Source organism: Streptomyces sp. Y1, assembly GCF_041053115.1.
Classification (GTDB): domain Bacteria; phylum Actinomycetota; class Actinomycetes; order Streptomycetales; family Streptomycetaceae; genus Kitasatospora; species Kitasatospora rubellomurina.
The window spans coordinates 1,998,171-2,018,825 of the sequence record NZ_CP163445.1 but is presented as its reverse complement, the minus strand read 5'-3'; the positions used below and the strand labels follow the sequence as shown (position 1 = coordinate 2,018,825).

General features: G+C 75.3%; 22 protein-coding genes. 18 read left to right on the top strand and 4 right to left on the bottom strand.

Annotated elements, in window-relative coordinates; genetic code table 11:
• The first annotated feature begins 66 nt into the window (after positions 1–66).
• The 7 genes from AB2U05_RS08375 to AB2U05_RS08345 are packed head-to-tail and all read left to right on the top strand — an operon-like array spanning position 67 to position 8,659.
• Positions 67–1,590 (top strand): exopolysaccharide biosynthesis polyprenyl glycosylphosphotransferase, encoded by a 1,524-nt coding sequence (locus tag AB2U05_RS08375; protein WP_045699395.1) that lies wholly within the window; start codon positions 67–69, stop codon positions 1,588–1,590.
• A gap of 5 nt (positions 1,591–1,595) precedes the next feature.
• Positions 1,596–2,927 (top strand): O-antigen ligase family protein, encoded by a 1,332-nt coding sequence (locus tag AB2U05_RS08370; RefSeq protein WP_369182904.1) that lies wholly within the window; start codon positions 1,596–1,598, stop codon positions 2,925–2,927.
• The gene (locus tag AB2U05_RS08365) at positions 2,924–4,699 is read left to right on the top strand and encodes a lipid II flippase MurJ (RefSeq protein WP_369182903.1); all 1,776 of its coding nucleotides are present in this window, start codon (positions 2,924–2,926) and stop codon (positions 4,697–4,699) included. The genes AB2U05_RS08370 and AB2U05_RS08365 overlap by 4 nt, the downstream gene beginning before the upstream one ends.
• Positions 4,689–5,531, top strand: coding sequence for a polysaccharide deacetylase family protein (locus tag AB2U05_RS08360; protein WP_078860310.1), 843 nt, complete (start codon positions 4,689–4,691; stop codon positions 5,529–5,531). The genes AB2U05_RS08365 and AB2U05_RS08360 overlap by 11 nt, the downstream gene beginning before the upstream one ends.
• Positions 5,528–6,643, top strand: coding sequence for a glycosyltransferase (locus tag AB2U05_RS08355; RefSeq protein WP_045699397.1), 1,116 nt, complete (start codon positions 5,528–5,530; stop codon positions 6,641–6,643). The genes AB2U05_RS08360 and AB2U05_RS08355 overlap by 4 nt, the downstream gene beginning before the upstream one ends.
• 46 nt (positions 6,644–6,689) lie before the next feature.
• Positions 6,690–7,490, top strand: coding sequence for a Wzz/FepE/Etk N-terminal domain-containing protein (locus AB2U05_RS08350; protein ID WP_369182902.1), 801 nt, complete (start codon positions 6,690–6,692; stop codon positions 7,488–7,490).
• A complete protein-coding gene (locus tag AB2U05_RS08345; RefSeq protein WP_369182901.1) occupies positions 7,487–8,659 on the top strand; it encodes a GNAT family N-acetyltransferase in 1,173 nt (390 codons plus the stop codon). Before AB2U05_RS08350 ends, AB2U05_RS08345 begins: the two co-directional genes overlap by 4 nt.
• A gap of 8 nt (positions 8,660–8,667) precedes the next feature.
• On the opposite strand, the gene AB2U05_RS08340 is transcribed toward AB2U05_RS08345, so the two are convergent.
• Positions 8,668–9,867 (bottom strand): glycoside hydrolase family 26 protein, encoded by a 1,200-nt coding sequence (locus AB2U05_RS08340; RefSeq protein ID WP_369182900.1) that lies wholly within the window; start codon positions 9,865–9,867, stop codon positions 8,668–8,670.
• A 387-nt stretch (positions 9,868–10,254) separates the two neighbouring features.
• Between AB2U05_RS08340 and AB2U05_RS08335 the strand changes: the two genes are divergently transcribed.
• From AB2U05_RS08335 to AB2U05_RS08295, 9 genes are all read left to right on the top strand, one after another.
• The gene (locus AB2U05_RS08335) at positions 10,255–11,235 is read left to right on the top strand and encodes a hypothetical protein (RefSeq protein WP_045699399.1); all 981 of its coding nucleotides are present in this window, start codon (positions 10,255–10,257) and stop codon (positions 11,233–11,235) included.
• Positions 11,236–11,443: 208 nt separating this feature from the next.
• Entirely contained in the window at positions 11,444–13,042 is a 1,599-nt protein-coding gene (abc-f, locus tag AB2U05_RS08330; RefSeq protein WP_045699401.1) for a ribosomal protection-like ABC-F family protein, read from the top strand.
• A gap of 328 nt (positions 13,043–13,370) precedes the next feature.
• Positions 13,371–13,604, top strand: coding sequence for a helix-turn-helix domain-containing protein (locus AB2U05_RS08325; RefSeq protein ID WP_045708886.1), 234 nt, complete (start codon positions 13,371–13,373; stop codon positions 13,602–13,604).
• Between the two features lie 237 nt (positions 13,605–13,841).
• On the top strand, positions 13,842–14,648 hold the full coding sequence (locus tag AB2U05_RS08320) for an enoyl-CoA hydratase/isomerase family protein (RefSeq protein ID WP_369182899.1): 807 nt from the start codon (positions 13,842–13,844) through the stop codon (positions 14,646–14,648).
• A 163-nt stretch (positions 14,649–14,811) separates the two neighbouring features.
• The gene (locus tag AB2U05_RS08315; RefSeq protein ID WP_078860316.1) at positions 14,812–15,348 is read left to right on the top strand and encodes an Asp23/Gls24 family envelope stress response protein; all 537 of its coding nucleotides are present in this window, start codon (positions 14,812–14,814) and stop codon (positions 15,346–15,348) included.
• 45 nt (positions 15,349–15,393) lie between these two features.
• On the top strand, positions 15,394–15,585 hold the full coding sequence (locus tag AB2U05_RS08310; protein WP_045699408.1) for a hypothetical protein: 192 nt from the start codon (positions 15,394–15,396) through the stop codon (positions 15,583–15,585).
• Positions 15,582–15,929: a hypothetical protein gene (locus AB2U05_RS08305; protein ID WP_045699412.1), complete on the top strand. Its 348-nt coding sequence runs from the start codon at positions 15,582–15,584 to the stop codon at positions 15,927–15,929. The genes AB2U05_RS08310 and AB2U05_RS08305 overlap by 4 nt, the downstream gene beginning before the upstream one ends.
• A complete protein-coding gene (locus tag AB2U05_RS08300; protein ID WP_369182898.1) occupies positions 15,926–16,516 on the top strand; it encodes a DUF6286 domain-containing protein in 591 nt (196 codons plus the stop codon). The genes AB2U05_RS08305 and AB2U05_RS08300 overlap by 4 nt, the downstream gene beginning before the upstream one ends.
• Entirely contained in the window at positions 16,513–17,160 is a 648-nt protein-coding gene (locus AB2U05_RS08295; RefSeq protein ID WP_045708884.1) for a hypothetical protein, read from the top strand. The genes AB2U05_RS08300 and AB2U05_RS08295 overlap by 4 nt, the downstream gene beginning before the upstream one ends.
• Before the next feature lie 6 nt (positions 17,161–17,166).
• Here the strand turns inward: AB2U05_RS08295 and AB2U05_RS08290 are convergent, their stop codons facing one another.
• Complete coding sequence (locus tag AB2U05_RS08290; protein WP_045699417.1) at positions 17,167–17,928, bottom strand: SDR family oxidoreductase; 762 nt, start codon at positions 17,926–17,928, stop codon at positions 17,167–17,169.
• An 83-nt stretch (positions 17,929–18,011) separates the two neighbouring features.
• Here AB2U05_RS08290 and AB2U05_RS08285 point away from each other — a divergent pair, with 83 nt between their 5' ends.
• Together AB2U05_RS08285 and trxA are read left to right on the top strand one after the other, a co-directional pair.
• The gene (locus AB2U05_RS08285; protein ID WP_045699419.1) at positions 18,012–18,428 is read left to right on the top strand and encodes a MerR family transcriptional regulator; all 417 of its coding nucleotides are present in this window, start codon (positions 18,012–18,014) and stop codon (positions 18,426–18,428) included.
• A 3-nt stretch (positions 18,429–18,431) separates the two neighbouring features.
• A complete protein-coding gene (gene trxA / locus AB2U05_RS08280; RefSeq protein WP_045699421.1) occupies positions 18,432–18,764 on the top strand; it encodes a thioredoxin in 333 nt (110 codons plus the stop codon).
• 22 nt (positions 18,765–18,786) lie between these two features.
• Here trxA and AB2U05_RS08275 read toward each other — a convergent pair whose 3' ends face one another.
• Entirely contained in the window at positions 18,787–19,596 is an 810-nt protein-coding gene (locus tag AB2U05_RS08275) for an SURF1 family protein (RefSeq protein WP_369182897.1), read from the bottom strand.
• 31 nt (positions 19,597–19,627) lie between these two features.
• Positions 19,628–20,623 carry a DEDDh family exonuclease gene (locus AB2U05_RS08270; protein ID WP_369182896.1) on the bottom strand — a complete coding sequence of 332 codons (996 nt, stop codon included), beginning with the start codon at positions 20,621–20,623 and terminating at the stop codon, positions 19,628–19,630.
• Positions 20,624–20,655 lie beyond the last annotated feature (32 nt).

Below are 20,655 nucleotides of genomic sequence, written 5' to 3'. Positions count from 1 at the left end.
CGCCCCCCGCCATCCGGTGCCGGGGCGCCGTCGCCCCGGGCACACAGCAGGGGAGTTCGTGCGCTGATGACCATTGACCACGACAGTGTGCCGCGACCCGGCGGGCCCCTGGCGGGCCCGCACCGGCCGGGCACCGGGCTGCTCGACCGTCCGGCGAGGTCCGCGCACACCCGCGCGGTACCGGCACCCCGCAGCCACCGCCGCCCGGTCCGCTCCCGACTCGCCCTGCCGCTCACCCTGCTCCAGGTCGACGCGATCGCGCTGTGCGCCGCCACCGGCATCGCCAACCGGGCCGTCGACCCGGCCGCCCCGCTCGCGCCACTGCTCGGCGTCGCCGCCGTCCTGCCGCTGCTGCTCCTGCTCAACCTCACCGGCGGCCTCTACCGCACCCGGCTGACCCTGTCCGTCCTCGACGAGCTGCCCGCCCTCGCCGTCCGCGCCGCGGTCGCCACCGCCTTCGCCGTCACCCTGGCCGGCTGTCTGGACGGGCGCTGGCCCGACTGCGGCCCGGCCACCCCGGCCCGGCTCACCGTCCTGCTCGGCGCCCAGCTGCTGATCGCCGCCGTCGGCCGCGGCTTCCTCTACCACCTCGTCCGGCGGATCCGCCGCGGCCGGCCCAGCCCCGTCCTCGTCCTCGGCGCCGGCCGGCTCGGCCGCAAGGTCGCCGCCGCCCTCGGCGAGCACCGCGAGTACGGGATGCGCCCGGTCGGCTTCCTCGACGCCGACCCGCCGCTGCTGGCCGGCGACACCGACCTGCCCGTCCTCGGCGGCCGCGAGGTGTTGGAGCGCGAGGTCCGCCGGCACCGGATCCACCACGTGATCGCCACCGCCGGCGCCGCCGACGAGGCCGAGACCGCCGCCGCCCTGCGCGACGCCGCCCGACTCGGCTGCCAGGTCTGGCTCGTCCCCGCGCTGCGCGAGTACGGCTCGCTGCCCACCGCCCCGATCGCCGGCGCCGACCACCTGTGGGGCTTCCCCTGCCTGCGGGTGGGCAGCCCCGCGCTGCAGCGCCCCGGCTGGGCCGCCAAACGCGCCCTGGACATCACCGCCGCCGCGTTCGGCCTGCTGCTGCTCGCCCCCGTGCTCGCCCTGTGCGCGCTCGCCGTCCGCTTCGACACCGGCTCCGGCGTGCTCTTCCGCCAGCAGCGCACCGGCCTGGACGGCCGGGTCTTCACCGTCCTCAAGTTCCGCACCCTGCGCCCGAGCAACGAGCACGAGTCCGCCACCCGCTGGAACATCTCCCAGGACCACCGGATGGGCACCGTGGGCCGGCTGCTGCGCAAGAGCTCGCTGGACGAGCTGCCGCAGCTGTGGAACGTGCTGTGCGGCGACATGAGCCTGGTCGGCCCGCGTCCCGAACGGCCGTACTTCGTCATGCGGTTCAGCCAGACCTACCCCGAGTACGCCGACCGCCACCGCGTCCCGGTCGGCCTCACCGGCCTCGCCCAGGTCAACGGCCTGCGCGGGGACACCTCCATCGAGGACCGGGCGCGCTTCGACAACCGCTACATCGAGAGCTGGAGCCTCTGGCAGGACGTCAAGATCCTGTGCCGCACCGCGGCGTTGATGCTCCACCCGGACGGGAGCTGACCCGCGTGGCCCTGACCCTTCCCGCCGATCCCGCGAGCGGGCGAGTAACAGCGTTACGGAACACCCTCGCGGCGGCCGCCGACCGGCCCAGCCTGTTGGCCGCCGCGACCGTACTGCTGGTCTGCGTGCCCACCGGCGAGAAGGACGTCACGGCCGCCGTCCACATCACCGCCGCCGACCTCGCCTCCCTGGCGCTGGTCGCGCTCACCGCGGTCAACCTGCTGCGCGGGCGGCTGCCCGCCCTCGACCGCACCACCTGCGTGCTGTTCGGCGGGATCGTGGCCGCCGCCGCCGTCGCCACCGTCGGCTCGATCGACCCGGCCACCAGCGTCACCGGCTTCGTCCGGCTCACCCAGGTGTTCGTCCTGGTGCCCGCCTCGGTGCTGTGCTCGCTGCGCGACCGCACCGACCAGCGGCTCGTCCTCGGCTCCTTCGTGCTCGCCGCGCTGATCGAGGGCGCGGTCGGCGCGCACCAGTACCTCACCCGCACCGGCGCCTCCTACACCGGCCAGCCGATCCGCGCGATCGGCACCTTCGGCGCCCTCGACGTCATGGCGATGTCGACCGTGGTCAGCTACGGCCTGCTGGCCGCGCTCGCGCTGGCGCTCGGCGAGCGGGGGCCGGGGGGCGATCCCCGGCTGCGCCGGGCGATGTTCGGCGCCGCCGCGTTCCTGGCCTTCCCGCTCGCCGTCTCCTTCAGCCGGGGCAGCTGGATCGCCACCGGCGTCGCCGCCAGCGTGCTGCTGCTGCGCGCCGACGCCCGGCTGTTCGTGCGCGGCACCGTCCTCGGCCTCGCCGCCGCCGTCGTCCTGGTCGGCGGCCTCGGCCTCGGCGCCTCCGGCGTCACCGCGCGGATCAGCTCGATCGGCTCCGTCTCGGCCGCCCCCGACCAGTCCGTCTCCGACCGCTACGACCTGTGGGCCACCGCCGGCCGGATCTGGCAGGACCATCCCGTCCACGGCGCCGGCCCCAAGGCCTTCCCGCAACTGCGCGACAGCCACGCCCCGCTGCGGCTCTCCTCCGGCAGCGACACCACCGACCCCACCATGGGCTTCCAGCGCGAGCCGCTGCTCTCCCCGCACAACATGTACTTCCTGGTGCTCAGCGAGCAGGGCCTGATCGGCGTCACCGCGTACGCGACGCTCTTCCTCGCCCTGCTGCTCGGCTGCCTGCGCAACCGCCGGGGCTTCGGCCTGGCCGCGCTCGCCCTGCTCACCTGGGTGCTGGTCGACTTCCTGTACGCCGACATCGGCGGCACCACCACCGTCCTGACCTCGGTCGTCTTCGGCCTGGCCTGCGCCGCCACCCGCGCCGCCACGCGCGAGGTGACCCCGTGACCGCCGACCGGCCGACCGTCCTCGCCTCCCCGCTCCCGGCCCCGCGCAGCGCCCCCGAACCGCCCCCCGGGCCGGGCCGGGCGCCGCGCGGCGGCTTCCTCGCCAAGGCCTTCGGCATCACCGCCGTGCTCAGCGCCGCCGGCTCCGGCCTCGGCCTGCTGCGCGACCTGCTGCTCGCCCGTTACTTCGGCGCGAACCAGGGCACCGACGCCTTTCTGGTCGCCTGGACCGTCCCGGAGACGGCCGCGCCGTTGCTGATCGAGGACGCCATGTCCTTCATCATGCTGCCCGCCTTCGCCCTCGCCCTGGTGCTGCGCGAGGAGGACCCGGACGCCCCCGACCCGGTCCGCCAGCTGGTCCGCGCCACCCTGCCCTGGCTGCTGATCGCCCTCAGCGGCCTCGCCCTGGCCGCCGCCCTCGGCGCCCCCGAACTGGTCGACCTGCTCGCCCCCGGCCTGACCGACCCGGGCCTGGCCGTCACCTGCACCCGGATCACCGCGATCACCGTGCTGCCCTTCGGCGTGGCCGGCTACCTCGCCGCCGCGCTGCGCGCCCACCACCGCTTCACCGCCCCGGCCGGCATCTACGTCGCCTACAACCTCGGCATCCTCGGCGTCCTGCTGGCCGGCCACGCGTACCTGGGCGTGCGCTCGGCCGCCCTCGGCGTCGCGTTCGGCAGCCTGCTGATGGCCAGCCTGCTGGTCGGCCCGTTCCTGCGCCGGCTGCGCGAGGGCGCCGCCGGCACCGGCACGGGGCGCAGCCGCCGCTCCCGCAACGCCCTGGTGCTGATGCCGCTCGCGCTGCTGCCGGTCGCCTCCTTCACCCTGACCCGCCAGTCGCAGGTCTTCGTCGAGCGCTACCTCGGGTCGGCGCTGCCGCCCGGCACCATCTCGCACCTCAACTACGCCGCCAAGGTCTCCCAACTCGCCATGACGGCGGGCATCCTGATCTGCACCGTCACCTTCCCGCTGGTGGCCAGGGCGCTCGCCGCCGGGGACGTCACCGCCGCCCGCGACCGGGTCGAGAAGGACCTCGGCCAGGCGGCCGCCGTCGTGCTGCTCGGCACCTCCTTCCTGATGGCCTGCGCCCCCGCGGTGGTCTCGTTGCTGTTCCAGCGCGGCGCCTTCGGCCCGCGGGACACCGAGGCCACCGCCGAGGTCATCCGGGTCTACAGCTTCGGCCTGCCCGCCCAGGCGCTGATCGGCGTGATAATCCGGCCGTACTTCTCGCTGCGCCCGGTGGTCCGCCGCGCCGACGACCCGGGGGCCGGAGCGGGCGGCAAACGGCTGCTCGACTGGTACCCGGTCGCCGCGATGCTGCTCGGCCTCGCCGTCACCGTCACCGTGGGCCTGCTCGCCACGCCCCGCTTCGGCGCCCTCGGCCTCGCCGCCGGGAACGCGGCGGGCATCACCGCCACCGCCGCGCTGCTGCTGCGCGGCCTGGTGCTGCGCGGCATCCCGCTGCGGCTGCGCCGGGTGCTCGGCGGGCACGCCCGGCTGGTGGCCGCCGCCGCCGGGGCCACCGTGCTCGGCGCGGCCGCCGCCGCCCCGGTCGACGACCCGCTGCTCGACACCCTCCTCGGAGGCCTCGCCGTGGTGCTGGCCTTCGCCGTCCTCGGCACCTGCCTCGGGGCCCGCGAGGTGCGCGGCCCCGTCCTCGCCGCCGTCCGGGCCGTCCGGCGCGCGCCGGCGCCGGCCCTCGCGCCCGCCGGGGCGCCCGTTCCGAACCCGCCAACCGTCGCCGACGAAGGGAAGACCCCCCATGGACAGTGAACGGGGAACCGTCCGTTCGGCAAGGACAGGCGTCACCAACGCCCCACCGAACCGGGCGCGTCTGCCCAGGAGCCGCAGCCCGCTCGGCGAACCGACCGCCCCCGGCTCCGCCTCGCCGTGGATCCTGATGTACCACTCGGTCGCGGTCGAGAAGGAGGACCCGTACCGGCTCACCGTCAGCCCGGAACGCTTCGCCGAACAGGTCGCCTGGCTGCACCGGCGCGGCCGGCGCGGCGTCTCGGTCCGCGAGCTGATGCACGCCCGCACCCTCGGCCGCGCGGACGGACTGGTCGGCCTGACCTTCGACGACGGCTACGCGGACTTCGCGCGGTACGCCGTACCGATCCTGCAGGCGTACGGCTTCACCGCCACCGCGTACGTGGTCGCCGATCTGCTCGGGCAGGACAACGGCTGGGACGCCGAGGGCCCGCGCAAGAAGCTGCTCACCGTCCAGGAGGTCACCGAACTCGCCGCCGCCGGCTGGGAGATCGGCTCGCACGGCCTCGGCCACCAGGCGCTGCCCGGCCTGCCCGCCGAGGCCCTGGAGGTCCAGGCCCGGGAGAGCCGGCGGCTGCTGGAGGAGGTCGTCGGCGGCCCGGTCACCGGCTTCTGCTACCCGTACGGCGCCGTCGACCTGGCCGCCACCCTGGCCGTGCGGGACGCGGGCTACGACTACGCCTGCGCCATCGCGCACTCCTCGCTCACCGGCCGCTTCGCGCTGCCCCGCTGCTACGTCGGCGACCGCGACGGCGCCTGGCGGCTGCGCGCCAAGCAGGCCCGCCACCGGCTGCGCGACACCGTGACCGACCTGCGGCGGAAGGCCGGGCGATGAGGGTCCTGCACATCGTCACCGGGCTCGCCTCCGGCGGCGCCGAGCGCCAACTCCACCTGCTGCTGCGGCACTTGCCGGCCCACCAGCAGTGCGAGGTGCTGGCCCTGACCAACCCCGGCACGGTCGCCGAGGCGCTGCGCGCGGACGGCGTGACCGTCCACCACCTCGGCATGCGCGGCAACCGCGACCTCGGCGCGCTGCCCCGGCTGGTCCGGCTGGTCCGGGCCGGCCGCTACGACCTGGTGCACACCCACCTCTACCGGGCGCAGCTGTACGGCCGGCTGGCCGCCCGGCTGGCCGGGGTGCGCGCGGTGGTCGCCACCGAGCACTCGCTGCACGCCGGGGTGATCGAGGGCCGCCCGGTCACCCGGGGCGTCAAGGGCCTCTACCTGGCGGCCGAGCGGCTCGGCAGCACCACCGTCGCGGTCTCCCGGCAGGTCGCCCAGACGCTGCACTCCTGGGGCGTCCCACCGGCCCGGGTCGAGCTGATCCCGAACGGCATCGACGCCGCCCGGTTCCGCCGCCCGCCCGCCGAGCGGGCCGCCGTCCGCCGCCGGCTGCGGGCCGAACTCGGCCTGCCGGAACGGAGCTGGGTGGTCGGCGGGGTGGGCCGGCTGGTCCCCGGCAAGCGCTTCGAGGTGCTGGTCGAGGCGCTGGCCGAGCTCGACCCGGCCGCCCGGCTGGTGCTGGTCGGGGCGGGCCCGGAACGGGCCGCGCTGGAGCGCCGGGCCGTCGAACTCGGCGTCCGGGAGCGGCTGGTGCTCACCGGCGAGCGGGACGACGTGCCCGAGCTGCTGACCGCCATGGACGTGCTGGCCGCGCCCTCCACCGCGGAGACCTTCGGCCTCGGCGCGCTGGAGGGCCTGGCCGCCGGGCTACCGGTGCGGCACAGCGCCTGCCCGGCCCTCGACGAACTGCCGCCCAGCGCCGCCCCGCAGGCCCGCCGGATCCCCTCCGAGCCGGCCGCGTACGCCGCCGCGCTGCGCGACCTGCGGCACCTCGACGACCACACCGCCGACCCGCTGCCGCACCCGCCGGCGGTCGGCCACTACGACATCGCCCGGGTCGCCGCCGACCTGGGCGCCCTCTACGACCGGCTGGCCCGCGCTTGACCGCCCGCTGCCGGCACCGCCCTCGCATATCCAAGGAGCAACACCCATGACCACACCGCGCCGAAGCGCCCGCCGCCTGGTCCGCCGCTGGTGGCCGGTGGTGCTCGCGGTGCCGCTGGGCGCCGCGGCCGGCGGCGGGTACGCCGCCGTCTCGCACCCCTCGTACGCCGCCAGCGCCTACGTGCTCGTGGTGGCGCAGAACCCGGGGGAGGCCGCCACGGCGACCAACTTCGCGCAGGCGTACGGCCGGCTGGCGGGCCAGCCGCAGGTGCTGGCGGTGGCGGCCGCCGAGACCGGCCACAGCCGCGCCGACCTCGAAGCCCTGGTGCACGGCACGACCTCGCCGGACGCGCCGATGATCGAGATCACCGGCACCGGCACCCGCCCGCAGGAGGCCGCCCAGACCGCCGACGCGGTGGCCCGGGCGCTGGTCTCCTTCGCCAACACCAGCAGCCGGGACACCAACGTCCGGCTGGTGACGCTGGCCCCGGCCGCCGAGCCGGACAAGCCGACCACCCCCTCGGGCAAGCTGGACGTCGCGGTCGGCGGCGCGGCCGGGCTGCTGCTCGGCGCGCTGGTGATGATGACCCGCCGCCGCGCCGGCACCGAGGCGGCCGAGGCCGTCGACGTGCCCGAGACGCCCGAGGCACCGATCACGCCGCGCCCGCGCGGCGAGGCGCGGCCCGCGAAGGCCGCGGCCGAGGCGGAGCCCGCCGAGCAGCCGGCGAAGAAGCAGGCGGAGGAGCAGACGGCGAAGCAGGCGGCGGAGCCCGCCGCGAAGGACGCCCCCAAGGCCGGGCCGAAGACCCCGGCCAAGGAGAAGACCACGGCCGGGAGCGGACGATGAGCACCGAGACCCGCCGCGCGGGCCTGCCCGCCCGGCAGACCTCCGGTTCGGCCGAGCCCGCCGTCTGGACCACCGAGCTGCGCCGCGAGGACGACGCCCTGGACACCCTCGCCGAGGAGTGGGACGCCCTGGCCGCCCGCTGCCGCACCGCCACCTTCTTCCAGGCCTCGGCCTGGCAGCGCTCCTGGTGGCGCCACTACGGCCACCCGGGCGCGCTGCTGGTGGTGCTGGTCCGCCGGGACGGCCGGCTGGTCGGCGCGGGCGCCTTCCGGCGGCGCGGCCGGCTCGGCGGCCTGACCGGCCTCGGCGCCGGGCTGATCGACTACACCGACGTGCTGCTCGACGACGAGTGCGCCGACCGGGCCGCCGCCGAACTCGCCGCCGCCCTCCCGGTCACCCGCCCCTGGCAGTTCCTGGAACTGCGCGAGGTGCACCCGGAGGCGGCCGTGCAGAAGGTGTACGAGCACTGGCGCGGCAGTCGCCGCCGCTTCCAGGACTCACTCTGCCAGCACCTCCCGGCCGTCCCGATGGACCGGCTGCTGAAGCGGCTGTCCGGCAAGTCCGCGCAGCGCAGCCGGGTGAAGCTGCGCAAGATCGCCGAGGCCGGGGTGAGGGTCCGCCCGACGCCGGTCGAGGAGGTGCCGGAGGCCCTGGAGGGCCTGCTGCGGCTGCACTTCCTGCAGTGGCAGGACCGCGGTGTCACCCCCGAGCACCGCACCGAGCGCTTCGCCCGGCACCTGAACGAGTCCACCGCCGGCCTGGTCGCCACCGGCCGGGCCGCCGTCCACCAGTTCCACCTGGACGGCCAGCTGGTCGCGGTGAGCCTGCTGCTGCTCTGCCCGGCGACCAGCGGGCTCTACCTGTACGGCGCGCACCCGGTGCTGCGCGAGCGGCTGGACATCGCCGGGCTGTTGTTCAGCGCGGCGCAGGACGAGACGGTCGGCGCGGGCATCCCGGTGTTCGGCCTGCTGCGCGGTCAGGAGCCGTACAAGCAGCGCTGGCGGCCGGACCAACTGCGCAACCAGTGGCTGCTGTTGGGCCCCACGGGGGTGGCGCCGGCGGCCGCCGTCCGGGCCGGCCTGGTGCGCGGCCGGCAGGCGGCGGCGCACCTGCTGCGGACCCGCTTCCCCCGGCTCAAGCAGGCCCTGCTGGCGCGCCGCCTGCGCTGATCCGGCCATCAGCGCCGGGCCGGCTTGGCGGTGCTCGACGGCGACGGTGACGGTGAGGGCGATGACGACGGCGACGGTGACGGCGCGGTCGGGGCCGGGGTGACCGGTGCGGTCGGGGTGGCCGGTGCGGTCGGCGGTGCGGTCGGGGGCGCCGTCGGCACCGCCGCCGGCGCCCCCTTCGAGCCGGACATCAGCTGCCGGAACCGCGCCGCCGAGCGCGGGTTGCGGTCGCACTGGAAGAAGCCGTGCGGGCAGTAGTCGGTGATGGTCTGGTACGCGGTGTCGTGGGTGCGCATCCAGTCGACCATCCGCTGCACGAACTCGGGGTTGTCGCCGTTGCGGAACAGCCCCCACTCCGGGTACGAGACCGGCTTGCCGCGCCTGGCGGCGAACTCCACCTGGTCCTGCAGGCCGTACGGCTCGCGCACGTAGTCGTCGAAGCCGGCCCCGGCGGGCTGGTCGTAGCTGTCCATGCCGATGATGTCGACCACGTCGTCCCCGGGGTAGCACTTGGTCCACGGGATCGCGTCCAGGCCCCGGTTGGGGGCGAAGTCGAAGCGGAACCGCTGCCCGGGCACCGAGCGCATCACCCCCACGATCCGCCGCCAGTACGCCTTCCAGGCGGCCGGGTCGGGTTTGCAGCGGTGGGTGTAGGTGACGCCGTTCATCTCCCAGCCGAGGGTGAGCACCGTGTCCGCGCCGCCGAGCGCGACCAGCCGGCGGGCGAGCCGCAGGAAGTGCACGTCGAAGTCCCCGCGGGCGCCCTGGCCGAGCAGCTTGGCGACCTCGCCGTCCGGCACGTTCGCCTCGTTGGGCACCAGCATCGGCACGCCGAGCACGAGCAGCCGGGACGGGTCGGCCAGCCGCCACTGCGACCACATGCCGAGCACCACCGGCTCGCCCTCGATGTCGGCCCAGCCGTTGCCCGCCAGGTAGGTGTGGCCGACCTGCAGGTTGGCGTCGCCCAGCCAGCGCGCGTACTGGCCGATCTGCGGGATGTAGTTGTCCCAGGACCCGACGAACGCGCCGAACGGCGGCTCGTGCTTCGGCCGCTGCACGGGTGGCCGGGGGGCGGCGCCGCGCGGCTCGAAGGCGTCCGAGGAGAGGCTGTGCCGCTCGGACTGGCTGAGTGGCGTACCACTCGGGACGCTGGCCGTGGCCATCAGCAGCAGGGCGGCGGCGGCCATCGTCAGGCGGCCGATTCGCATGGTCTCTCCTCCGGACGGCGCGGGGCGGGCGGACGGGTGACGGTGCGGACGGACCGTGGTGACCCGTTCGCCGACAGTAGGGCCGGCGGGCGTCGGAAAAGCCGAATGTCACTCCAAAGTGGGCGGTATTCGAACGCCGTCTGCCGCAACGGCGGCCGCGTCGCTCGGCGTGTCCCTGCCACGGGGGTCGTGTATCAGCTCTGTAACGGTCCGGTGCCCCGCTCCCGCCCCGGGCCCCGAGGCCCTGCCGACCGGTCGGGGCCCGACCGCCCAGGTGGGCGGGCGGGCGCGCGGGGAGGGCGCACGCGGCCGCGCGCGCCGTGGCCGGCCCGGGCGGCGGCCGAATCCCGGCTGACTCGCCCGGCCGCCGTTGGATACGCTCCGGCTGTGTCCCGGAAGCCGCTGCGTGTACTGACCCCCCGCTCGATCCTGCCTGCCCTGGCGGTGATGCTGGTCCTTGCGGCCGGAGCGGCGGCGCACGCCAACAAGCCGGAGCCGTTCGGCGACAAGGTGGCCGGGCCGGGCGACGCGGAGGCCACGCCCGTCAGCTCGCAGTCCCTCACCGCCGCGGACCTCGACCTGCGGGTGGTCGGCGGTGGCCTGGAGGCCTTCCACCTGCAGACCGGTGCGCAGGCCTGGTCCTACCGCCGGGAGGGCGCCGAGGCGCTGTACCTGGCGATGGCCGGCGACAACGCGATCGTGGTCTGGGACGACGGCCTGCTCACCTCGGTGCGCCCCGGCGACCACGAGGTGCGCTGGCACCGCGCGGTGCCCGGCCTCGCGGACTGGCTGCGCGGCTCCGGCGAGCCCGGCGCCGACAAGCGGACCGACGACCAGCGCAAGGAGCTCGCCAAGCAGCGGGCGAAGGCCGCGCTGCACACCGTCCAGCGGGCCGGCTCGCCCTGGCTGGCCGTGGTGACGCCGAGCCTGACCATGGGCCTGCGCGACGCGGACGGCGACCTGCGCTACAACGACAAGCCCGCCAACGGCTGCGTCTACGACCCGCTGCGCACCGTGCACACCGGCTACGCCGTGCTCGTCCCGCGCACCTGCACCAACAGCGCCGGCCTGGCCGTCTCCGGCGCGATCACCGGCTACCGGCTGGACAGCAGCGGCTGGGCGATGAGCACCGGGCCGGCGGCGACCGTCAAGGTGCTGGACGCCAGCCGGGTGGAGATCTCGGACGGCCCGGTCGTCCCGCCGCGGGTGTTCGACACCAGGGCGGCCGCGCCCGAGACGGGCTGCGGCAGCGCCGCCGCGCCGTTCGCCGCCGTCCGCCCGCAGACCGGCTGCGCGAGCCCGGCCGCTCCCGCCGCTCCGGAGACCGCCCCCGCCCCCGCCCCGGGCACGCCGCAGCCGCAGCCGTAACCCCGGCAGCCGGTTACCCCCGGGTGGTACCGCCCCGGGGGCTTCCGGCGCGGCCCGGTAGACTTGCCGGCATGCCTAACTTCTCCGGGCAATAGCGGGCGGCGGCCCCCTGCCGCCGCGCCGACCGCCGTCGAAGCCCCTCGTTCCGCTCGCCCGGCCCCGGGACCTTCCCGGCCGCCCGCCCACGCCCCAGGAGAAGTTCCCCGTCATGATTTCCGCCAACGCCCTCGAACTGCGCGCCGGTGCCCGGATCCTGATCGAGTCCGCGAGCTTCAAGGTCGCCGCCGGCGACCGGATCGGCCTGGTCGGGCGCAACGGCGCCGGCAAGACCACGCTCACCAAGGTGCTGGCCGGCGAGGGCCTGCCCGCGTCCGGCACGGTGACCCGCTCGGGCGAGGTCGGCTACCTCCCGCAGGACCCGCGCACCGGCGACCTCGACGTCCTCGCCAAGGACCGCATCCTCTCCGCCCGCGGCCTCGACACCGTGCTGAAGAAGATGCGCGAGAACGAGGACCGGATGGCGAACGGCAAGGGCGCCACCCGCGACAACGCGATGAAGAAGTACGCCCGGCTGGAGACCGAGTTCCTCACCAAGGGCGGCTACGCCGCCGAGGCCGAGGCCGCCACCATCGCCGCCGCGCTCGGCCTGCCGGACCGCATCCTCGGCCAGCAGCTGCACACCCTCTCGGGCGGTCAGCGCCGCCGCGTCGAGCTGGCCCGGATCCTGTTCTCGGACTCCGACGTGCTGCTGCTCGACGAGCCCACTAACCACCTGGACGCCGACTCGATCGCCTGGCTGCGGGACTTCCTGAAGACCTACAAGGGCGGCTTCATCGTCATCTCGCACGACGTCGACCTGGTCGAGACGGTCGTCAACAAGGTCTTCTACCTGGACGCCAACCGCTCCGCGATCGACGTCTACAACATGGGCTGGAAGCAGTACCAGCAGCAGCGCGAGGACGACGAGAAGCGCCGCAAGCGCGAGCGGGCCAACGCCGAGAAGAAGGCCGCGACGCTGAACGCGCAGGCCGACAAGATGCGCGCCAAGGCGACCAAGACGGTGGCCGCGCAGAACATGGCCCGCCGCGCCGAGAAGCTGCTCTCCGGGCTGGAGCAGGTGCGCCAGAGCGACAAGGTCGCCAAGCTGCGCTTCCCGGACCCGGCCCCGTGCGGCAAGACCCCGCTGACCGCCGCGGACCTGTCCAAGTCCTACGGCTCGCTGGAGATCTTCACCGGCGTGGACCTGGCGATCGACCGCGGCTCCCGGGTCGTCGTGCTCGGCCTCAACGGCGCGGGCAAGACCACCCTGCTGCGGATGCTGGCCGGGGTGGAGAAGCCGGACACCGGCGAGGTGACTCCGGGCCACGGCCTGAAGATCGGCTACTACGCCCAGGAGCACGAGACGCTGGACCCGGAGCGCACCGTCCTGGAGAACATGCGCTCCTCCGCGCCGGACACCGACCTGGTGCAGATCCGCAAGATCCTCGGCTCGTTCCTGTTCTCCGGGGACGACGTCGACAAGCCGGCCGGGGTGCTCTCCGGCGGTGAGAAGACCCGTCTGGCGCTGGCCTCCCTGGTGGTCTCCTCGGCCAACGTGCTGCTGCTCGACGAGCCCACGAACAACCTCGACCCGGCCAGCCGCGAGGAGATCCTGGGCGCGCTGCGCGAGTTCACCGGCGCCGTCGTGCTCGTCACCCACGACGAGGGCGCGGTCGACGCGCTCCAGCCGGAGCGGATCATCCTGCTGCCGGACGGCGTGGAGGACCTCTGGAGCCCGGCCTACGCCGATCTGGTCAACCTGGCCTGACCGGACGTAGACGCCCTCTCCGCTATTCGGACCAGAAAAACTGGTACTCACGGCGTGTCCGGGAATGAAGTAGCCCGGTATTCCGTTTGAGGACTTCCCGTCGGCCCGCCACTCGATCGTGGTCGGGCCGACGTTGCTGATCAGCCCTTTCCCGGCGGATGGCGGCATCCGCCCGGGGGCGTGCACTCTGTGTGAGCGCCCTGGTGCGCTCGGATCACCACCGTAGGTCGGGGCAATCCCGACATCGACCTTGTCGAATGGGTGGCCAGGACGCGGTGTATGGGTGATCATGGGAATCTGACCGAGCAACGCAAATGAGGAGGCACGGGTGGCCGAGACTCTGAAAAAGGGCAGCCGGGTGACCGGTGCCGCGCGTGAGAAGCTCGCGGCCGATCTCAAGAGGAAGTACGACGCCGGGGCGAGCATTCGCGCTCTCGCGGACGAGACCGGTCGTTCCTACGGCTTCGTGCACCGGATGCTGAGCGAGTCCGGAGTGATCCTCCGGGGCCGCGGAGGTGCCACGCGGGGCAAGAGCAAGGCGGCTGCCGCGGCCGGTTCCTGACGGTCCGTCAGCTCTAGCGATGGCGCGGCGGCAGGGCGCCGGCCGAGGGTGCGGCGAGGTCGTCGTCGACCGTGCGTCCACCCCCGGGCCGAGTGGACCGGCCGCCGATCGTCATGTCCGGGGCGGCGGGATCGGTCCGTCCCTTCGTCCTCACTTCACCGGCGCGAGGCCCTGCCGCCGCGCGTCCGGGTTTGTTACTCTCCGGTAGCCGTATCCCTCGCCACCGGAGGTTCCCGCATGACCGCCCCCGCCACCGACCCGCAGGCCCCGAGCTGGGAGCGGGACGGCGTCCGCCTGGAGATCGAGGGCGACCTCGCCGTCGTCACCCTCTGTCAGCCCAAGCGGCGCAACGCCCAGTCGCCCGCCCTGTGGCGCGCCCTCGTCGCGGCCGGCCGCGAACTGCCGGGCAGCGTCCGGGTGGTGCTGCTGCGCGCGGAGGGCGTCTCCTTCTCCGCCGGGCTGGACCGGGCGATGTTCACCCCCGAGGGCATCCCGGGCGAGCCCACCTTCCTGGAGCTCGCCGCCCAGGGCGACCAGGAGCTGGACGCCGCCATCGCCGCCTATCAGGAGGCCTTCACCTGGTGGCGCCGGGCCGACCTGGTCTCCATCGCCGCCGTGCAGGGGCACGCCGTGGGCGCGGGCTTCCAGCTCGCCCTGGGGTGCGACCTGCGGGTCGTCGCCGAGGACGTGCAGTTCGCGATGAAGGAGACCTCGCTCGGGCTCGTCCCGGACCTCGCCGGGACCAAGCCGCTGGTCGACCTCGTCGGCTACGCCCGGGCGCTGGAGATCTGCGCGACCGGGCGCTGGGTCGGCGCCGACGAGGCCGCCGCGATCGGGCTGGCCAACCTGGCCGTCCCGGCGGCCGACCTGGACGCCGCCGCGCGGGACCTCGCGGCCGCCCTGCTGGCCGCCCCGCGCGGGGCCGTGATCGAGACCAAGGCGCTGCTCCAGGGCGCCGCCGGGCGCTCCTTCGACGAGCAGCGCTCCGCCGAACGGGCGGCGCAGGCGCGCCGGCTGCGGGAGCTCGCCGGCATCGGCGACTGACCGAGGTCGTACGTTTCGGGCCCGGCCCCGGGGGACCACTCCCCGGGGCCGGGCCTTCGTCGTTGCATGGGTGGACGCTCCCGGCGGGCGGGGGACGTGGCGCGATGTCAGAGTTGGGGTGGTTTGCGATATAGCTGGAGCCGTACGACGGGAGACCCGCCCCATGCCTGACACTCCGACGCCCGCGACCCTGCACAAGCACGCCGGCAACGCCCCGACCCCTGGCGCGCCGCCCGCCGGGAGGACCGGCCCGGCCGGCGGCACCGGCGACGGCGGGCGGCCGGTCGCCGAGCGGGGGCGGACGGCGCTGGCCGTGGGCGTGGTCGAGAAGATCGCCGGGATGGCCGCCCGCGAGGTCGCCGGCATCCACGCGCTCGGCTCCGGGCTGGCCCGCACCTTCGGCGCGATGCGGGACCGGGTGCCCGGCGGGAAGTCCAGCGTCGGGCGGGGGATCAAGGCGGAGGTCGGCGAGAAGCAGACCGCCATCGACATCGCGCTGGTCGTCGAGTACGGCGTGGTCATCCCCGATCTCGCCCGCCAGGTGCGGGAGAACATCATCGACGCGGTGGAGCGGATGACCGGCCTGGAGGTCGTCGAGGTGAACATCGCCGTCAACGACGTCCACCTCCCCGACGAGCCGGAGGTCGAGGAGGAGGAAGAGCAGCTGCTCGCCCCGGGGCAGCGGCCCAGGCTCAAGTAGCGCGCGGCGGTGGACGGTTCGGCAGTCGAGCACGAGGAGGAGCGGATGAACCTGGCCATCGTCGGCCTGGTGGTGGGCATGGCCCTCGGTTTCGCCGGGTACTTCGGCGGGTTCGCGGCGTTCCTGCTGGTGGCGGCGCTCGGACTGGTGGGGTTCGTGCTCGGGCGGCTGGCGGAGGGGGACATCGAGCTGGGGGACCTCGGTGACCTGCTGCGCGGGCGGGACCGGCGTCGTTGACGGGGCACACCGCGGCCGCCGCGCGTACGGGCGGCGGCCCGGGGCGGCTGCGGATCGCGGAGCGGGTCTACGCCCGGATCGCCCGGGCGGCCGCCCGGGAGGCGCTGGCCGGCGTCTGGGCGGGGCGGTCGGTCCGCGGGGCGCCGCCGCGCGTGTCGGTGAGCGTGCCGGGCAGCACGGTGACCGTCCGGGTCGAGGTGGAGCTGCCGTTCCCCGCCGACCTCGGGGCGCTCGCCCGGGGCGTGCGTGAGCGGGTGGCGGCGCAGGTCCTCGGGCTGACCGGGACCAGGGTGTCGGACGTGGTCGTCGTGGTCGAGAAGTTGATCGGCGGGGGAGCCTCGTGAGCGGCGCGGAGGAGGAGGCGCCGCACGGGAAGGTGCCGCGGCTGCGGGCGCCGCGGACGGCCGCGGCGGCGCTGGTCGCCACCGCCGTGCTGGTGGCGGCCGGGGCGCTGCTGTACGACGTGGTGGCGGTGCGGGCCGGGCAGCCGGCCCGGCGGTGGCGGGCGCAGCTGGCGGACGAGCTGGCCACCCGTCGCCTCGACGACGTGTGGGTGCTGACCGGCGCCGGGGTGGCCGTGGTGCTCGGGGGGTGCCTGCTGTGGCTGGCGCTGGCGCCCGGGCTGCGGCGCTGGCTCCCGCTGCGGCCGTACGGGGAGACGACCGCGGCGATCGACAAGGGCGGGATCGCGCACCTGCTGGCCGACCGGGCGGCCGGGCTGACCGGCATCGAGGAGCTGCGGATCCGGGTCGGGCGGCGGCGGGTGCGGGTGCGGCTGGTCGGGGCGGCCGATCCGGCGTCGGTGCAGCGGCAGTTGCGGGAGGAGCTGGCCCGGGTGGGGGTGGCGCGGCCGCTGCGGCTGGACGTGCGGGCCGCGCGCGGGGCGGGCGGTGCGGTGGGCGGGGACGGGCGGAGCGAGGTGGCCGGGTGAGGCGGGCGGTGGTGAACCGGGTGCTGCTCGGGGCGGTGGGCGTGCTGCTGCTCGGGGTGGGGGCGTTGGTGCTGGCGGGCGGGCTGAACCTGTACCGGCACCTCGGGGTCCAGCCGCCGAGCCGGTGGCCGCTCGTCTCGCCGGACCGGCCGCTGCTCAGCGAGCGGTCGCGGATGCGGTGGGTGGCGCGGGACTGGTGGTGGCCCGCGGTGATCGGCGGGCTGTCGGTGCTGGTGGTCGGGATGGCCTGGTGGCTGGTGGCGCAGCTGCGGCGCACCGGGCTGTCGAGCATCGCCGTCCCGACGCCGGGGGCCGGCGGGCTGCGGCTGCGGGTGACGGCGCGGGCGCTGGAGGACGCGCTGGAGCGGGGGACGGCGGTGCTGCCGGAGGTGGAACGGGCGGGGGTGCGGCTGGTGCGGGCGCCCCGGCACCCGCGGCTGCGCGGGGCCGTCCGGCTGACGCCGGGCGGGGATCCGGTCGGCCTGGTCGAGCACTTCGAGGACGGGCCGCGGGCGGACGCCCGGGCGAGCCTGGGGCTGGCGGAGCTGCCGGCCGAGCTGCGGATCAGGGTGCTGCAGGCGGCGCCCGTCGAGCACCGGCACCGGCGGCACCGGCGTCGACGGAGGCATCCGCGCGTGATCTAGCGTCCGCTACGGGGTGCGCAGGGCGCCGCCGTCGACCGGGACCATGAGGCCGGTCAGGTAGGAGGCGGCGGGGGAGAGCAGGAAGGCGGCGACCTTGCCGAACTCCTCGGGCGTGCCGTAGCGGCCCAGCGGGATGCCGGCGCTGGCGGCGGCGCGGGCTGCCGCCGGGTCGGGGGCGAGGCCGTCGAGCTCGCGGACCCGGTCGGTGTCGATCCGGGCGGGGAGCAGGCCGAGCACCCGGATGCCGCGCGGGCCGAGCTCGTCGGCGAGCGCCTTGGCGGCCATCGCCAGGCCGGGGCGCAGGCCGTTGGAGACGGCGAGGCCGGGGACGGGCTGGCGGACGGAGCTGGAGAGCACGAAGCCGATCACGCCGCCCTCGGTGAGCTCGGCGGCGGCGGTGCGGGCGAGCCGGAGGGCGCCGAGGAAGACGGACTCGAAGGCGTCGCGCCAGGCGGACTCGGGGGTGTCCTGGACGGTGCCGGCCTGCGGGCCGCCGACGCTGATCAGGATGCCGTCGAAGCGGCCGAAGCGGTTGCGGGCCTCGGTGACGAGGCGCGCGGCGGTGGCCGGGTCGGCGTTGTCGGCGACCACGCCGTGGGCGGTGCCGAGGGTGTTCAGCTCGGCCACGGCGGCGTCGACGGCGGCCTGGGTGCGGCCGGTCACCAGGACGTGGGCGCCGTCGGCGGCGAGTTCGCGGGCGGTGGCGAGGCCGAGGCCGCGGGTCGCGCCGGTGACGATGTAGGCCTTGTTCTTGAGTCCGAGATCCATGGGGACCATCCTGCCGTCCGGCGACTGGCGTTGACGTCCGGGGCAAGGTTTACGGTCGGTGTCCGGAAGCACGGGAGGCGGCAATGCGGATCGGGGAACTGGCGGAGCGGGCGGGGACCACCCCGCGGGCGCTGCGGTACTACGAGCAGCTGGGTCTGCTCCCGGCCCGGCGGGCGGGCAACGGGTACCGGGCGTACGACGAGGCGGACCTGCGGCTGCTCCGGGAGATCCGGATGCTGCAGGACTTCGGCTTCGAGCTGGAGGAGACCCGGCCGTTCGTGGAGTGCCTGCGGGCGGGGCATCCGGAGGGGGACTCGTGCCCGGCGTCGCTGGAGGTGTACCGACGCAAGCTGGCCGAGCTGGACGCGTGCCTCGCGCGGCTGGAGGCCGTCCGGCAGCAGGTCGCCGGGCAGTTCGAGCGGGCGGTGCGGGCGCGGGACGCGTTGGCGGCGGAGGCCGATCGGGCGCCGCTGTGCGAGCTGACCACGGAGGAGGAGTAGGCGATGGTGGAGATCGCAGGAGTGCCGGCGGTGACGGACGACACGTTCGCGGCGGAGGTGCTCTCGGCGGACGGGCCGGTGCTGGTGGACTTCACGGCGGACTGGTGCCCGCCGTGCCGGATGATGGCGCCGGTGCTGGCGGACATCGCGAAGGAGGAGGCGCACCGGCTGCGGGTGGTGAGCGTGGACGTGGACCGCAACCCGCGGACCCAGGCGGCGTACGGGGTGCTGTCGATGCCGACGCTGATGGTGTTCCGGGACGGGCAGCCGGTGCGGTCGGTGGTGGGCGCCCGGGCGAAGGCGCGGCTGCTGCGGGAGCTGGCGGACGTCCTGTAGGGACGGGTCCCGGGGACCGGTCTCAGACGGTGACGGGCTCGGCGTCCGTCTCGGGCTCGGCCTCGGCGGCCTGCTTGGCGCGGTCCTTGGCCTCGCGGCGGGCGAGGACCCAGACGCCGACCGGGATCATCCCGGTGAACAGCCACCACTGGACGGCGTAGGCCATGTGCGGGCCGATGTCCGAGTGGTTGGGCTCGGGGACCAGCTGCGGCTGGTCGGCCGGCGCCGGGTTGGTGCCGGTGAGTTCGAGGTAGCCGCCGAGCAGGTCGGTGCCGGTCTCCTTGGTCTGCTGCGCGGTGTTGATCAGGTTGAACTGGCGGTCGGGCAGGCCGGCCCGGTCCTTGACGAAGCCCTCGCTGCCGCCGGTGGTCTCGTCGGGGCGCAGCCGGCCGGTGAGGGTGACCTCGCCGGTGGGGGCGGCCGGGACGGCCGGGTACTCGGTGGCGGTCGCGGCGGAGGCGACCCAGCCGCGGTTGACCAGGACGGTGCCCTTGCCGTCCGAGAGCTTCAGCGGGGTCACGACGAAGTAGCCGATGGTGCCGCTGGAGTCGGTCCGCTTGCGGACCACGAACTCGTGCGCCGGGTCGTACTGGCCGGTGGCCGTCACCGCGCGCCAGACGAGGTCCTTGGGGACGGCCCTGCCCGGGGCCGACGACAGGGTGTCGTAGGGGACGGGTGCGGCGGTGAGGGCCTGGCCGATCAGCTCGTTCCTGGCCACCCGCGCCTGGTGGCGGTGCAGCTGCCAGAAACCCAGCTCGATCGTCGCGGGGATCAGCAGCAGCGCGATCAGGATGGTGATCAGCCACTGGCGGGTCAGCAGGAAACGGTACACACCGGAACGGTACGCCGACCTCACAACCGGCTCACGCACCGGGGTGCGGGGCGACCTCGCGCAGCAGCTGCAGGAAGGCGTCCTCGCCGACCACCGGGGTGCTCAGCTCGCGGGCCTTGCGGGCCTTGCCGCTCCAGCTGTTCGGCTCGTTGGTGACCAGCAGGCTGGTGAGCCGGCTCACCGAGGTGGCGATGTGCAGGCCGGCCTCGACGGCGCGGTCCTCCAGCAGTTCGCGGTCGGTGGCGGTGTCGCCGGTGAAGGCCACCCGCATGCCCTGGACGAGCGGCTTGCCGTCCTCCCAGCGGCCCGGGTTGGGGTACGGGCACGGCGGGCGCTTCTTGGACTGGCGGTACTGGGACCCGGTCCAGGAGGCGCGGCCGGGGGCGGCGGGCTCGTCCTCGCCGAGGTCGGTGACCGCGACGCAGTTCTGCAGCGGCAGCGGGACGCCGCCCGAGCGGGCCAGGTGCAGGCTGGGGCGGAAGGCCTCGGCGAGCACCCGGGCGTCGTCCAGGGCGTTGTGGGCGTGGCGCTGCTGGACGCCGAAGTGGGCGGCGAGCGAGGAGAGCTTGCCGTTGGGCAGCGGCAGGCGCAGGTCGCGGGAGAGGACCATGGTGCACAGCCGCTGCTCGACCGGGGCGCGCAGGCCGGCCCGGGAGAACTCGCGGGAGATCATGTTCCAGTCGAAGAGCGCGTTGTGGGCGACCAGGACGCGGCCGCGCAGCCGCTCGGCGAACTCGTCGGCGACCTGCGGGAAGGTCGGGGCGGTGGCGAGCAGCTCGGCGGTGAGGCCGTGGATCCAGACCGGGCCCGGGTCCCGCTCGGGGTTGACCAGGGTGTACCAGTGGTCGATGACCTCGCCGTCGTGGTCCAGCTGGTAGACGCCCGCGGAGATGACGCGGTCCGAGCGGCCGAGACCGGTGGTCTCGACGTCGACCACCGCGAAGCCCTCGGCGGGGGCGGCGGAGCGCTGGGCGGGGACCGGGGCGGTCCGCGGCGCGCCGTACGTCTCGGGCTGGATCGGTTGCATGGTCCAACAGGATAAGGGGCGGGGCGGCGGGC

Coding starts and splice junctions, on each gene's coding strand:
- AB2U05_RS08375 (WP_045699395.1), top strand. CDS start 67: ATGACCATTGACCACGACAGTGTGCCGCGACCCGGCGGGCCCCTGGCG.
- AB2U05_RS08360 (WP_078860310.1), top strand. CDS start 4,689: ATGGACAGTGAACGGGGAACCGTCCGTTCGGCAAGGACAGGCGTCACC.
- AB2U05_RS08355 (WP_045699397.1), top strand. CDS start 5,528: ATGAGGGTCCTGCACATCGTCACCGGGCTCGCCTCCGGCGGCGCCGAG.
- AB2U05_RS08350 (WP_369182902.1), top strand. CDS start 6,690: ATGACCACACCGCGCCGAAGCGCCCGCCGCCTGGTCCGCCGCTGGTGG.
- AB2U05_RS08345 (WP_369182901.1), top strand. CDS start 7,487: ATGAGCACCGAGACCCGCCGCGCGGGCCTGCCCGCCCGGCAGACCTCC.
- AB2U05_RS08340 (WP_369182900.1), bottom strand. CDS start 9,867: ATGCGAATCGGCCGCCTGACGATGGCCGCCGCCGCCCTGCTGCTGATG.
- abc-f (WP_045699401.1), top strand. CDS start 11,444: ATGATTTCCGCCAACGCCCTCGAACTGCGCGCCGGTGCCCGGATCCTG.
- AB2U05_RS08320 (WP_369182899.1), top strand. CDS start 13,842: ATGACCGCCCCCGCCACCGACCCGCAGGCCCCGAGCTGGGAGCGGGAC.
- AB2U05_RS08315 (WP_078860316.1), top strand. CDS start 14,812: ATGCCTGACACTCCGACGCCCGCGACCCTGCACAAGCACGCCGGCAAC.
- AB2U05_RS08310 (WP_045699408.1), top strand. CDS start 15,394: ATGAACCTGGCCATCGTCGGCCTGGTGGTGGGCATGGCCCTCGGTTTC.
- AB2U05_RS08290 (WP_045699417.1), bottom strand. CDS start 17,928: ATGGATCTCGGACTCAAGAACAAGGCCTACATCGTCACCGGCGCGACC.
- AB2U05_RS08285 (WP_045699419.1), top strand. CDS start 18,012: ATGCGGATCGGGGAACTGGCGGAGCGGGCGGGGACCACCCCGCGGGCG.
- trxA (WP_045699421.1), top strand. CDS start 18,432: ATGGTGGAGATCGCAGGAGTGCCGGCGGTGACGGACGACACGTTCGCG.
- AB2U05_RS08270 (WP_369182896.1), bottom strand. CDS start 20,623: ATGCAACCGATCCAGCCCGAGACGTACGGCGCGCCGCGGACCGCCCCG.